Origin of the sequence: Lonepinella sp. MS14435, assembly GCF_042485795.1 — a bacterium.
Lineage (GTDB): Bacteria > Pseudomonadota > Gammaproteobacteria > Enterobacterales > Pasteurellaceae > Lonepinella.
This window is the reverse complement of the sequence record NZ_CP169368.1, coordinates 198,926-213,072: the sequence shown is the minus strand read 5'-3', so window position 1 is coordinate 213,072 and position 14,147 is coordinate 198,926. Positions and strand designations below refer to the sequence as shown.

Here is a 14,147-nt window from a genome sequence, read left to right as displayed (position 1 = left end):
TTCTACTTTATGCCAAATAAAGTGCGGTGAAAAATCAAAGGGTTTTGCGTAACAGCAAAACCCTTTTTCGTGTGAATAATAAATTAGTTCAACCAGAAGAAATAGCCGATAGTGGCAATCACAAAGACACAAACTAGATTTAAAATAAATCCAACTCTTACCATTTCGCTTTGTTTTACTTCACCTGTACCAAATACAATAGCATTTGGTGGTGTTGCCACAGGTAACATAAAGGCACAAGAAGCACCAAGACCGATAATTAAGGCTAAACCAACAGGTGGCATGCCTAAGGCTTCAGCGATAGAGATAAAGATTGGTACGAGTAATGCGGCACTGGCAGTATTCGAGGTAAATTCAGTTAAGAAAATAATAAATGCAGCCACCACTAAACCGATAATGTAGTAATGACCACCCTCAATCATAAACACAATGCCATCAGCCATAATTTTACTTGCCCCAGAGTCTTTTAATACCGCACTCAAGGTTAAACCACCACCGAATAGCATTAATACGCCCCATTCGGTGTTATCTTGAATTTGTTTCCAAGAGGCTACATTGAAGATAACGATTAACACTGCGGCTAATAACGCAACGACACTATCAAAACTGGCAATCTTACCTTCTAAACCAAGTAAGGAAGATAACATTGGATTAATATAGCCACTGAACACCCAGCAAAGCGCCACAAAAATAAAGATGATTAAAGTAACGATACGATCGGTGTTCATGTTTATTTGTTCAAAATTCTGGCTAAATTTAATATTTAAATTAGGTTTAAATACGATATATAGTGTGCCGATCATTAATGGCAGTAAAATAATCATAATCGGCAAACCATACCATAACCAATCTGCAAAGGTTAAATGTAATTGCGATGCCACAATAGCATTTGGCGGGCTACCGACTAAGGTTCCCATTCCCCCAATACTGGCACTATAAGCGATACCCAACAACACGAAAATATAGGTACTATGTTCTCGTTCACGATCTAATTGGCTTAATACTCCCATGGCAAGTGGTAACATCATCGCTGCGGTAGCGGTATTACTGATCCACATGGAAAGGAAAGCGGTAACACTGAATAGATACAGCGTTGCTACAAATAAATTTCCTCGAGCCAATGCCATAATTCGGTTCGCTATTAAGCGGTCTAAGTTTTGAATATGTAGAGCTGTGGCTAACGCAAATCCACCAAAGAACAAGAAAATGGTAGGATCGGCAAAGGCAACCAAGGCATTTTTGGTGGTGACTAATCCTAAACCAATAGCCAGTATAGGCACTAAAATTGCGGTAATGGTAACGTGTAATGTTTCGGTTAACCATAAAACAGCAATAAATGCGAGCAACGCCAAACCTTTATTGGCTTTAGGGTCAAAAGGTAAGACGTTTAGTAAAATAAAAAATAAAATAATATCTGCAAGTAGAATAATACCTTTCGGATTTAGACTACTTTTTTTCTCAGGGGTAAATTCCATCATTGTCCTCCTTAAATTTATATGTTTGGACGTAGTAACGTTAGCAATTTGTTAAATAAAAGCAATACTTTTTTTATGGATTTGTGACACCGATCATAAAATAAAAAAAGTGCGGTTAATTTTCTTACAAAATAATTCACCGCACTTTTATGCCATTCTTCAAATAAATTATTCGTTTTCTAGCTCATCTAATTCTAATGGCTCTTGCGATAAAATAATCCCCGTTAAATCAGCATATATATGATCTTCGGGGAAAAAAGTTACCCCTGCAAAATTCACAGGGACATCACTTTCGCCCTGATTATCATCATCAGCCCCTACGGGAATAGGAGCAAGAGCGTGAATACCAATATCAATATTTTCTAATTCGGCTAATTGACGAATAGCACCATATACAATAATGCCCTCCCAGCGATTCTTGGCAGCCAGTTGAGCAAGTTCTGCATCAATTAAGGCACGGCGAACCGCACCGCCACCATCAATCACTAATACACGACCTGCCCCATCTTCTTCTAATAATTCTGCAATTAAGCCATTTTTTTCAAAGCATTTGACAGTGGTGATTTTACCGTAAAAGTTTGTCACGCCACCAAAACTAGAAAAAATAGGATCGACTACATCTACCTGATCGAGGTAGATATCACAAAGTTCAGAAGTATCAATTTGCATAGGATTTCCCTTTTATCTAAAATTTATCTGACTATAAGTATATGCTTGATTCTATAAAATTAGCAAGCCTAAACTAAATAGAATCGTGCTTAACAACGCCAGCATTGACATTTTGCCGAGCATTGGACGTAATGCCATGGGATCTTTTTGTTGATAAACAAAATAAGCATGTTTGGCTAATAATACAGCAATCACCGCAATAATGATCAGCAATAACGGCTTATGCAATAAGGCAAAAATGGTGTAACAAAGGACTGCCCCTAATAATAATAGCCAGTGATAAATTCGTCCGTTTTTCGCCCCGATTCGTACAATGAGCGTATTTTTGCCTGCTTTGCGATCTTGTTCAATATCCCGCAAATTATTGATATTTAACACTGCAGTTGAAAGAAAACCACAAGCCGCTGCAGGTAAGAAAATCGACCAATCAAGGCTGTGAGCTTGTAAATAATAGGTGCCACACACGGCTAATAAACCAAAAAACAGGAACACTGAAATATCGCCTAAACCTAAATAACCATAAGGTTTTTTGCCAACGGTATAGGTAATCGCTGCCAAAATCGCCAAAATTCCCAATATAGCGAAAGCAATTAAATCTTGTGTGGTTTCATAAGCTAACGCAATTAAGCTCGCTCCCGATATAAAACTTGCTATGCTAATCACAATCAAGCCATTACGTAGCTGGTTTGCGGTCATTTTTCCTTGTTGAATACCACGTAATGGACCGATACGCTCTGTGGTATCGGAACCTTTTTGATAATCACCATAATCATTGGCAAAGTTCGATACAATTTGTAATAGGGTGGCGGTGAGTAAACAAAGTAAGGTGACTGACCAGCTAAATGTGCCATGCCATTGAGCTAACGCTGAACCTGTTAAAATAATAGCTACCGCCAGTGGTAAGGTTTTTGGTCGAGCTGTGTCGAGCCATGTTTTTATTGTTGCCATAATAAGAATTTTTCAAAAATACACCGCACTTTGGGTGGTTATCAGGTAATATAAAGGCGAGCATTTTAACATAGATTAAAAAAGATGTCTGATTTGAACTTAACTTTACAGCCAGTAGCCATTATTCATACCCCTTATCAAGAAAAATTCTCTGTACCACGCCAGCCCAATTTGGTGCAAGATGGCACGGGCGTTGTAGAATTATTACCGCCTTACAACGTCCCTGAAGCCGTACGAGGATTAGCACAATTTAGCCATTTATGGCTAATTTTTCAATTCGATAAAATCCCTCAAGGCAAGTGGCAACCTACTGTTCGTCCACCCCGTTTAGGGGGAAATCAGCGAGTGGGTGTATTTGCTTCACGCTCCACCCATCGCCCGAATCCGTTAGGTTTATCGAAAGTGGAATTGCGTAAAATTGATTGTTCACAAGGCAAGGTGTTATTGCATCTTGGTTCTGTGGATTTAGTTAATGGCACGCCAATTTTTGATATAAAACCTTATATTGCTTACGCCGACAGTGAACCTAATGCTATTTCAGGTTTTGCACAAGCAAAGCCCCCAGTGTTGTTACAAGTAAAATTCAGCCCTGATGCCCAAACTGCGGTGCAAAAAATCGAAGAATTTCAACCGCACTTTCAGCGATTTATTACCGAAGTCTTACAACAAGATCCCAGACCTGCTTATCAACAAGGGCAGATTTCTGAGCGGATTTATGGGGTACATTTAGCGAATTATAATGTGACATTTCAAATCAGAGAATTAGGAATAGTAGAAGTGGTAAACATATTATTAAATGATAATAGTTTACATTTTTAGTCGGAAATTATAATATTTATTTCGTTTTTATTATTTTTATTATTTCAATTTAAGGAGCAATATATGAAAAGAATAGCTAATTTCTCTTTGATTAGTTTGGCAATCATGAGCCAATTTGCTTGGTCAGAAGAAAGCACGGATAACCCTGTTAGGCTCGATGTTATTCATGTTACCGCTGAACAGCAATTACAACAATCTCTTGGGGTATCACAAATTTCGACCAAAGATGTGGAGAAACGTCCGCCAGCTAATGATGTGTCCGAATTAATTCGTACCATGCCAGGCGTAAACTTAACGGGGAATACTGCCACAGGGCAACGTGGTAATAAACGTCAAATTGATATTCGTGGTATGGGACCAGAAAATACCTTAATTTTAATTGATGGTAAGCCAGTCACTTCTCGCAATGCAGAACGCATTTCTATGCGTGGTGAGCGTAATACCCGTGGTGATTCCAACTGGGTACCTGTAGAAGAAATCGAAAGTATTAGTGTATTACGTGGTCCTGCTGCCGCTCGTTATGGATCAGGGGCAATGGGGGGCGTGGTGAATATTAAAACCAAACCAGCAACTAATGAATGGAAAGGTTCTCTCAGCTATTACACCAGTCAACCTGAAGACGATCAAGAGGGAGCAACTCAACGCGTAGGCTTTAATTTGAGTGGTCCATTAATTCGTGATGTATTGACGTTCCGTTTATATGGTAGTGCCAATAAAACTGATGCCGATGCGGTGGGGATTAACCCGAATACGATTAATCCCAATAATAATGCCGTTGTCCCTGGGGCGAATGCGGCAGGGGTAGAGGGCGTGCGTAACCGTGATATTGCAGGACGTTTGCAATGGAAAATTAACACTCAACAAAAATTAACCTTGGACAGTAGTTTTAGCCGTCAAGGTAATATTTATAATGGTGATAGTCAGAATAGTAATGCAACAGGCATAACTGCTGCTATTAGAGATAGTGGTATGGAAACGGCTCGTCTGTATCGTTCAGCTTATTCTTTAACCCATGAAGGGCAATGGGATTGGGGGAATACGGAAAATACCATTAGTTATGATCGTACCACCAATAGTCGTTTACCCGAAGGTTTAGCGGGTGGTCCAGAGGGGAGTTATACCTCAGCTGATACATATAACAACAGTTATTTGAAAAATTTCCGTTTACACAGTGAAGCGGATATTCCTTTTACTTTAGGCGTACCGCAGGTATTAACCCTTGGCTTCGAATATTATCATAGTTCCTTACAAGATGATGCTTCCATGACCCAAGGCTTTACTGATCAAGGTAGAATTGATGTATTTACAGGCATTAATGCTAATCGTGGTGGTAAAGTATCGCAAAATAGTTGGGCATTGTATGCAGAAGATAATATTTATGTGACAGAAGCGACCAGTGTTATTCCAGCTGTTCGCTTTGATTATAATAGTGACAGTGGCAATAATTGGAGTCCATCACTGAACTTCTCCCACAGTTTCAATCAGATGTTTACCATTAAAGGTGGTATCGCAAGAGCTTATAAAGCCCCAAATCTCTATCAAACGAATCCGAATTTTATTCTTTATACTCGAGGACAAGGTTGCCCGATTAACACAACGGTACGTTGTTATTATCAAGGTAATTCTAATCTCAAACCTGAAACCAGTGTAAATAAAGAAATTGGTTTGGAGTTTTCTCATAACGGCTGGCAGGCTTCTATTAATTACTTCCATAACGCCTATCGTAATAAAATTGTGATCGGCGATGAGATAATTGGTCTGAGTAGTATCGGCAGTCATTTGTATCAATGGACGAATACTCCAAAAGCTACGATAGCAGGCTTTGAAGGTAATCTAGTGATTCCGTTATTAAACCATTTGCAATGGAGTAATAATTTCACGTATATGAGTAAATCAGAGGATTACCAAGGCAATCCACTGTCTATTATTCCGAAACATACCATTAACAGCACACTAGCTTGGCAAGCAACGGATAAATTCGATATGAATTTAACCTTTACTCACTATGGTCGCCAAAAACCACGTCATGTTGCGATTAATCGTATTGAAGCAGGGCAAGGTGGAGCAACTTCAATTACACTTCCACAAAGCCAAAATGAAGTGGGTAGCTATGCTATTTGGGGAATTAATGCTGGTTATCAATTTACTCCAGATATTAGTATGCGTGTTGGAGTGACTAATTTATTTGATAAAAAACTTTATCGTACCAACAACGGAGCAGAAAGCTACAATGAGCATGGACGTGCTTACTATGTGAATGCGAAAATTGGTTTTTAGAGAATAAACAGAATAAAATATCCCGTTGTTTTGGCGAGATATTTTTATTGATTTTATCAAGCAAAAAAAGCCTGTCAGTCGACAGGCTTACATAACTTAACAAACTAAAGCGTCACGTCCAACTTCTCATACGCCCTAACCGCTTTTGCTAAGGCTTTTTGCACGCTTTCATCACGAGCCAAAATTACGCCCAAACGGCGGTGTCCATTTACTTCGCCTTTGCCGAAAATACGTAAATCGGTGTTCGGTTCGCTTAATACTTCGACCAAATTGCCGAATTGGACTTGATTGGATTTTCCCTCCACTACAATGGCTTTTGATGCAGACGGGCTGATCAGGTTGATTTGCGGAATAGGCAAGCCGAGAATCGCACGGGCGTGTAAGGCAAATTCGGATAATTCTTGGGAAATTAGAGTGACCATTCCTGTGTCGTGTGGACGTGGCGATACTTCATTGAAAATCACCTCATCACCACACACGAACATTTCCACCCCGAAAATGCCACGTCCACCTAAGGCACCTGTGATTTTTTCCGCAATGGCTTGGGCTTTTTGCAAAGCGATGTCTGACATGGCTTGTGGTTGCCAACTTTCACGGTAGTCGCCGTCTTCTTGGTGGTGTCCGATAGGGGCTAAGAAAGAAGTACCGCCGATATGGCGAACGGTCAGCAAGGTGATTTCATAATCAAATTTAACGAAACCCTCTACGATCACACGCCCAGCACCCGCCCGTCCGCCTTGTTGAGCGTAATCCCATGCTTTTTGCACGTCATCAAAGGATTTCACCACCGATTGACCATGACCTGATGATGACATTATCGGTTTGGCCACGCAAGGAACGCCGATTTTTTGCACCGCACTTTCAAAGTCGGCAAGGTTATCCACAAATTGATAAGGCGAGGTAGGCAAGCCCAATTCTTCCGAAGCCAAACGGCGAATACCCTCACGGTTCATGGTGAGTTTAGTAGCTTTGGCAGTCGGAATCACGTTAAAGCCTTGCTGTTCCAATTCCAGCAGTGTGTCAGTGGCGATAGCTTCCACTTCGGGAACAATATAATCAGGTTGTTCTTTTTCCACTAGCTCACGCAAGGCTTTGCCGTCTAACATAGAAATGGTGTAAGCACGGTGAGCGACTTGTTGAGCAGGGGCGTTTGCATAGCGATCTACAGCAATCACTTCCACGCCAAGTCGCATTAATTCGATAACGACTTCTTTGCCAAGTTCGCCTGAACCCAGCATCATGACTTTGGTGGCTTTTGCCGTTAAGGGGGTACCGATAGTTGTCATCTTGTTTTTTCCTTATGCTTGTGGATAAAGCAATTTCTCATCTAACATTAAATCTTCGTTTTTGTTAATGCCAATGCCTTTGTCAATCACGTGCTGCACCGCTTTGTGAGCGTCTTCCAGTGAATGTTCCTTGAATGAACCGCACTGATATTGGTTGATTTCAGGAATGGTGTTTTGATCTTTCACCGCTAAGGCATCGTGCATCGCTTTTAACCAAGCATCGGCTACACGTTGTTCATTAGGCGTACCGATTAAGGACATATAAAATCCCGTGCGACACCCCATGGGTGAAATATCAATAATTTCCACGTCATCGCTATTTAAATGATCACGCATAAAGCCAGCGAATAAATGCTCAAGGGTATGAATGCCGCGAGGCGAAATAATTTCTTTGTTCGGTTGGCAAAAACGTAGGTCAAACACCGTGATAATATCGCCTTTGGGCGTGGTCATGGTTTTCGCAATTCGCACCGCTGGAGCGTGCATAATGGTATGATCGACTTTGAAACTATCAAGTAATGGCATAATTTTTTCCTTTTTTTAAAAAAAGTTTGAACTTTATGGAATAACGCTAGTCTTATATTACAAGCAACTTGCAGTTGTATAATAAAAAATTGGTTCCTTAGGTTATATTGCCCTTCCTTGTGAGGGGCTTTTTTTTATGTATTAATAATAAAAAATTGGTTGTTATTCCAGTTGGGTTATATTCGCCCCCCATCCCCCTTCGGGGACTTCCCCCCGCAAGCAGGGGGAAGAAAAGTATTTTTGCTCCTTTCCTTAAGCAAGGGGAAAGAAAGTATTTTTGCTCCTTTCCTCAAGCAAGGAGAAAGAAAGTATTTTTACTCCTTTCCTTAAGCAAGGGGAATGAAAGCATTTTTGTTCCTTTCCTCAAGCAAAGGGAAGTAAAACAATCTAAACTTCGCTCCCCCTGCTTGCGGGGGGAGCTGTCCAAAGGACTGAGGGGGGCGAGTCAACATTCACACATTCTACACATTTACGCCCAAAAAGTATAACCAATCACCATACTCAACAAAAATAAATAGCGTAATCCTTTACCGATTAACATATAAATTAAAGTTTGCCAGACATTCAGGCGTAGCCAACCTGCAACAGCACACATCAAATCACCTAACACGGGTAGCCAGCTGAATAACAATAAAATTGCTCCATAGCGAGAAAATTTGGCTAAAATCCACCGCACTTTTCTTTGCTGGTCAGGCTTGATTTCAGGAAAAGGCAACCAACGCCCAAGCCAGTAAGTGGTTAAACTACCTAACGTATTGCCAAATGTGGCAGCTAGAATTAATTGCATAATGGCTGGACTAAAATAGTGATTCGCAATAATCTGAATTTTGGCACTTAAGGCTAAAAAGACAATTTCTGAATTGCCTGGTAAAACGGTTGCACTTAGAAAAGCACTAATAAACATTAAATAAAGACTATGTTCACCTAAAAGTGCGGTTAAAAAATCAAACATTTTTTGTTATTTAGCGTAAATAATTTGATTAATCCGTACATCAAATACGTCCATTCCCCCAGCCAATCCTGCTTGCACACCCAGATCGGCATCTTCAAACACCAGACAAAGTTGTGGTTCGACATTGAGTAATTCTGCACAACGTAAGAACGTTTCGGGATTCGGTTTGTGATGTGTTACCTGATCGGCATTGACGACAGCATTGAAATATTGACGCAAATTAAATTTATCCAGTAATAAATCTACCATAAAGCCGTGTGAACCCGTGCCTAACGCTATGGGGATTTTACCGAAATTTGTTTTGATAATGTCAAAAGCGGGCAATAATGTGGCATTTTTTTCCACCATTTCAAATCCGAATTGACGTTTTAAGCGAACCATTTCATCAAAATGCTGTTCAGGGATATTGTGGCGTTGCATGGTTTCACGAGCAATAATCGACACAGTGGCACCGCCAAGCTCGTACATAATCTCGCCCGTAATGGGATAGCCTAAGATTTCGCCTACTTTTTGCCAAGCAAGAGCATGGCTCGGCATGGTGTCGATGATGGTGCCGTCCATGTCGAAGATAAGAGCGGTGTAATTTTGTAGTGTTTCGTGATCGATCATGTTTGTTTCCTGTTGGGGATTTTTTGGGGTATTTTGCTATAAAATGGGGGAGATGTAAAATACCTAGCACTGGTGTGCTAGGTTAAGCATGGTAACGCTACTCCGTAGCTTGCACTGTATTTTATTATTTCACCAATGGGGTCCCCATGTTTGCCGCCTGAAAATATTTTAATTTGTAGGAAAATGGCGTCTGTCTGAGCGAAGCGAGTTCAGCCATTTTCCGTTAAGCAAATTAAAATATTTTCAGGAAACAAGGCAAAGTTGGGGCGTGTTTTCTTTTTGCTTACTTTTGCTTTGCACGAGCAAAGAAAAAGTAAGTCGCCAACGGCGAAATCCGTTCTTAATAAATAAAGATATGAAATAAAAAGGGAAATTAATAAAAGAAAAGTGAAATGGCGCACCCGAAAGGATTCGAACCTTTGACCGCTCGGTTCGTAGCCGAGTACTCTATCCAGCTGAGCTACGGGTGCGTAGAGAGTTTTATTTAATCTATACCAATCCACCTAGAGTAAAAATGAAATGGCGCACCCGAAAGGATTCGAACCTTTGACCGCTCGGTTCGTAGCCGAGTACTCTATCCAGCTGAGCTACGGGTGCAGATTTAAATAAATTAAATTGTGACAAACCAACAGTCATACAACAAATAAAAATGGCGGTGAAAGAGGGATTCGAACCCTCGATGGAGCTTTTAACCCCATACTCCCTTAGCAGGGGAGCGCCTTCAGCCTGCTCGGCCATCTCACCGCAACTGGTTTGTGGACGATATGATACGGTTTTATATAAACAAGTCAAACGCTTTTTGTTAAAAACCGTCTATTTGTTTAAATCATCTACAATTTAGCTGGGTTTAGCCTGAGCGTTGGCTAAAATAGCTCGTAAGTTCGCAATATTTGCTGTTGCCTTTTGTTGTTTTTGCTGTTCGGTTAATGGTGGTTTATCTCTTTCCCATTGCACGTCATCTTGTGGTAACTCCAGTAAAAAACGGCTCGGTTCAGGGCTAATTAATTCACCATATTGTCGGCGTTCTTTACACAAGGTAAAACGTAATGTCTGTTGAGCCCTTGTAATACCAACATAAGCTAGACGGCGTTCTTCGTCCACATTATCTTCGTCAACGCTACTTTGATGTGGCAATAAGCCTTCTTCCATGCCGATTAAAAAAACGTGCGGAAATTCTAATCCTTTGGACGCATGTAGGGTCATTAATTGTACCTGATCACTGGCATCATCATCTTCACTACGTTCTAGCATATCTCGCAAGGTTAAATTGGTGACGACCTGATTTAAAGTCATTGGCTCATTCACCTCATCTCCTTTTAACATGGATGCTACCCACTCAAACAATGTTGCTACGTTTTTACTTTGCATTTCTGCTATTTTCGGGTTGGTGGCGGTTTCGTATAAGTATTCTTCATATTGAATTTGAGCCAGCATACGTTTTACGGCTTGTTCTGGTTCGGCACGTAATAATTCATCATTAAGTTCCACCATCCAGCGTGCGAAACTTTGTAAGGCATTATAGGCTTTTGGTGTTACTCTATGAATTAATTCAAATTCAAAAATAGCAGCAAATAAGCTAATATGTTTTTCGTGAGCCAATAATCCTAATTTTTCTAGGGTAGCGGTGCCAATTTCACGTTTGGGAGTGTTCACAATACGTAAAAATGCGGCATCATCGTCTTGATTTACTAACACTCGCAAATATGCCATCATATCTTTGATTTCAGCTCGGCTAAAAAAAGATGTTCCTCCCGAAATTTTGTAGGGAATGCGATTTTGCATTAACACTTTTTCTAATAAGCGTGATTGATGATTGCCTCGATATAATACGGCATAATCTTTATATTTGGTTTTATGGGTAAATCGGTGAGCGATCAATTCAGCTACGACACGTTCTGCTTCGTGTTCTTCATTTTTGGCTTCAATTACTTGTAGTTTTTCGCCTTGAGCTAAATTTGAAAACAATTTTTTATCAAACACATGATCATTGTTATCAATTAAAATATTCGCACAGTGTAAAATTCGTTGGGTAGAGCGGTAATTTTGTTCTAACTTAATGACATTAAGTTTTGGGAAATCATCACGTAGTCGTATCATATTTTGCGGTCTGGCTCCACGCCATGAATAAATAGACTGATCGTCATCACCGACCACGGTAAAATTGGCTCGACTACCAACTAATAATTTAATCAGTTCGTATTGGCTGGTATTGGTATCTTGATATTCATCAACTAATAAATAACGAATTTTATTCTGCCAGTTTGACCGCACTTCTTCATTTTGACGAAATAATAAGCTAGGTAACATAATTAAATCATCAAAATCTAAAGCATTATAGGCTCGAATTTGCTTGGCATAGCGATCATAACATTGAGCAAAAATTTGATATTTTTGATCTCTGGCTAATGCCAACGCCGTATCTGGCATAATTAAATCGTTTTTCCAGTTGGAAATGGCGGAAATTAACTCACGCAATAAATCTTTATCTTCTTGTAATTCATTTGCAGTTAAATCTTTCAGTAGAGCAAGTTGGTCATGTTCATCAAACAAGGTCATATTAGCCTTAAAACCGAGTTGTTTATATTCTTGTTTAATGATATTAAAACCAAGGGTGTGAAAGGTGGAAACCGTTAATCCTTTGGTTTTATCTTTACCTATGGAATGAGCTACTCGTTCTTTCATCTCTCGTGCTGCTTTGTTGGTAAAGGTTACTGCTGCAATATGTTTTGGCAAATAACCACACTGAGCGATTAAATAAGCGATTTTATTAATAATTACTCTGGTTTTGCCTGAACCTGCACCAGCTAAGACCAGACAAGGTCCTCTACTAAATTCCACGGCTTGTTGTTGTTGAGGGTTCAGTTTCATTGTGTATTATTCTTGCGACCAAACATAGGGTAATAATGCGGTATCTAATAAAAAAGACAACGGCAAATCCAAAATTGGCAGTCCCCATTTTTGAGCCTGTTGCCAGTCAAATTTTGTGCCATCGTAGGCATTGTATTTTTCGGTGGGATCGATTAATTGCACAATGGTTCCACAGCCTGTTAGCCCACTGAATGAGAATAGTGCGGTTAAAATTAATAAGGTTTTTTTCACGAGGTGCGATTTTCCTTAAGTTAAACAAGGAAAGTATTATACCCTTTTTGTGCTATTTATGCTTTATAAATAGACTTTCTATAGCGTACATATTAAAATTGTTGACAATTTGTAAATTTTTATTTTTTTAGGAACGTTTAATTATGAAAAACATTGTTATTGTTGGCGGGGGTGCTGGCGGATTAGAACTCGCCACATTCTTAGGCCACAAATTAGGAAAGAAGCAGAAGGCAAATGTTGTCTTAGTAGATCGCAATCAAACCCATCTATGGAAACCATTGTTGCATGAAGTCGCTACAGGCGTTTTGGATTCGGAAACTGATGCGGTGAGTTTTCGTGCTCACGCCTATAATCATGGATTTAATTTTGAACAAGGTTCGGTTGCCCGTATTGATCGTACCAACAAATATATCGAATTAGATCCCGTGTATGGTTCGGAGGGGGATATTATCGTGGTGGCACGTCGTATTCCTTATGATTATTTAGTGCTTTCGATAGGTAGTAAGTCTAATGATTTCAATACCAAAGGCGTAGCAGAAAACTGTATTTTCCTTGATTCAGCCAATCAGGCGTTGCGTTTTCAACACAAAATGTTGGAATTATTCTTAAAATTCTCTGAAAACAATGCGTTATCAGAAATTGGTGAAGATAGCAGTAAACAAAATTTAGTTGAAGAAGATAAAGTCAATATTGCTATTGTCGGTGGTGGAGCCACAGGGGTTGAGTTGTCGGCAGAATTGTTTAATGCGGCTACTCACTTATCTTCTTATGGGTATGGCAAAATTCGTAGTGATTGTTTACAAGTTACCCTGATTGAAGCAGGGGATCGCTTATTACCAGCATTACCAGAACGTATTTCTGAATCTGTTCGTATGGAATTAGAAGAATTAGGGGTACGCGTGAAAACCAAGACAATGATTACTGAAGCCACGCCGAATAGCTTGCTCACGAAAGACGGTGATGAAATTAAAGCGGATTTGATGGTATGGGCTGCTGGGGTACGTATTTCTACGGTTACTAAGCAATTTGATGGGTTAGAAGTCAACCGTATTAATCAACTTTGCGTTAAAGACACCTTACAAACGACATTAGATGATACTGTTTTCGCCATAGGTGATTGTGCGTTCCTATTGCAAAAAGACGGCACGCCAGTTCCCCCTCGTGGTCAAGCTGCTACCCAAATGGCAACGACCTGTGGACAAAATATTGTGGCGTTATTTGAGGGCAAAACAGAACTTAAACCGTTTGTTTTCCGTGATAAAGGATCGCTAGTTTCTCTCTCAAAATTCACCGCACTTGGTAACATCACCACGGGTAAGAAAAGTTCATTAACCGTGGAGGGAAATTTAGCCCGTTTAGCCTATATTTCCCTATACCGTTTACATCAACAACGCTTACATGGTTGTTTTAAAGTCGGGTTAATTATTTTGATTGGACGATTGAATCGCTTTATTAGACCATCATTGAAGTTGTATTGATAACATAGAC

12 protein-coding genes and 3 tRNA genes are annotated in these 14,147 nt (G+C 39.9%); 3 read left to right on the top strand and 12 right to left on the bottom strand.

The annotated features are described in order from the left end of the window. Nucleotides 1–83 precede the first annotated feature (83 nt). The 3 genes from O1Q80_RS01015 to O1Q80_RS01005 form a co-directional block, all read right to left on the bottom strand. Nucleotides 84–1,475, bottom strand: coding sequence for a DASS family sodium-coupled anion symporter (locus O1Q80_RS01015; protein WP_386696119.1), 1,392 nt, complete (start codon nt 1,473–1,475; stop codon nt 84–86). Nucleotides 1,476–1,643: 168 nt separating this feature from the next. Then, nucleotides 1,644–2,144 (bottom strand): ribonuclease E activity regulator RraA, encoded by a 501-nt coding sequence (rraA, locus tag O1Q80_RS01010; protein WP_386688409.1) that lies wholly within the window; start codon nt 2,142–2,144, stop codon nt 1,644–1,646. Between the two features lie 51 nt (nt 2,145–2,195). Beyond that, nucleotides 2,196–3,092, bottom strand: a complete 897-nt coding sequence (locus O1Q80_RS01005; protein ID WP_386695140.1) for a 1,4-dihydroxy-2-naphthoate polyprenyltransferase — start codon at nt 3,090–3,092, stop codon at nt 2,196–2,198. An 84-nt stretch (nt 3,093–3,176) separates the two neighbouring features. Here O1Q80_RS01005 and tsaA point away from each other — a divergent pair, with 84 nt between their 5' ends. Then, complete coding sequence (tsaA, locus tag O1Q80_RS01000; protein ID WP_386695138.1) at nt 3,177–3,911, top strand: tRNA (N6-threonylcarbamoyladenosine(37)-N6)-methyltransferase TrmO; 735 nt, start codon at nt 3,177–3,179, stop codon at nt 3,909–3,911. Between the two features lie 63 nt (nt 3,912–3,974). Further along, the gene (locus O1Q80_RS00995; protein ID WP_386695136.1) at nt 3,975–6,188 is read left to right on the top strand and encodes a FepA family TonB-dependent siderophore receptor; all 2,214 of its coding nucleotides are present in this window, start codon (nt 3,975–3,977) and stop codon (nt 6,186–6,188) included. A 104-nt stretch (nt 6,189–6,292) separates the two neighbouring features. Here the strand turns inward: O1Q80_RS00995 and purT are convergent, their stop codons facing one another. The 9 genes from purT to O1Q80_RS00950 form a co-directional block, all read right to left on the bottom strand. Beyond that, nucleotides 6,293–7,474, bottom strand: a complete 1,182-nt coding sequence (gene purT, locus O1Q80_RS00990; RefSeq protein WP_386695135.1) for a formate-dependent phosphoribosylglycinamide formyltransferase — start codon at nt 7,472–7,474, stop codon at nt 6,293–6,295. A 12-nt stretch (nt 7,475–7,486) separates the two neighbouring features. After that, entirely contained in the window at nt 7,487–7,999 is a 513-nt protein-coding gene (gene luxS, locus O1Q80_RS00985; RefSeq protein ID WP_386695133.1) for an S-ribosylhomocysteine lyase, read from the bottom strand. Nucleotides 8,000–8,468: 469 nt separating this feature from the next. After that, nucleotides 8,469–8,951: a YqaA family protein gene (locus O1Q80_RS00980; protein WP_386695131.1), complete on the bottom strand. Its 483-nt coding sequence runs from the start codon at nt 8,949–8,951 to the stop codon at nt 8,469–8,471. A gap of 6 nt (nt 8,952–8,957) precedes the next feature. After that, nucleotides 8,958–9,560, bottom strand: a complete 603-nt coding sequence (locus O1Q80_RS00975) for a beta-phosphoglucomutase family hydrolase (protein WP_386695129.1) — start codon at nt 9,558–9,560, stop codon at nt 8,958–8,960. Between the two features lie 393 nt (nt 9,561–9,953). Continuing rightward, nucleotides 9,954–10,030: transfer RNA gene (locus tag O1Q80_RS00970), tRNA-Arg, on the bottom strand. Between the two features lie 50 nt (nt 10,031–10,080). After that, nucleotides 10,081–10,157: transfer RNA gene (locus tag O1Q80_RS00965), tRNA-Arg, on the bottom strand. 53 nt (nt 10,158–10,210) lie between these two features. After that, a tRNA-Ser gene (locus O1Q80_RS00960) sits at nt 10,211–10,304 on the bottom strand. A gap of 93 nt (nt 10,305–10,397) precedes the next feature. Then, nucleotides 10,398–12,428, bottom strand: coding sequence for a DNA helicase Rep (rep, locus tag O1Q80_RS00955; protein WP_386695127.1), 2,031 nt, complete (start codon nt 12,426–12,428; stop codon nt 10,398–10,400). Between the two features lie 6 nt (nt 12,429–12,434). After that, entirely contained in the window at nt 12,435–12,659 is a 225-nt protein-coding gene (locus O1Q80_RS00950) for a YceK/YidQ family lipoprotein (RefSeq protein WP_386688391.1), read from the bottom strand. 143 nt (nt 12,660–12,802) lie between these two features. On the opposite strand from O1Q80_RS00950, the gene O1Q80_RS00945 reads away from it, so the two are divergent. Next, nucleotides 12,803–14,137 (top strand): NAD(P)/FAD-dependent oxidoreductase, encoded by a 1,335-nt coding sequence (locus tag O1Q80_RS00945; protein ID WP_386688389.1) that lies wholly within the window; start codon nt 12,803–12,805, stop codon nt 14,135–14,137. Nucleotides 14,138–14,147 lie beyond the last annotated feature (10 nt).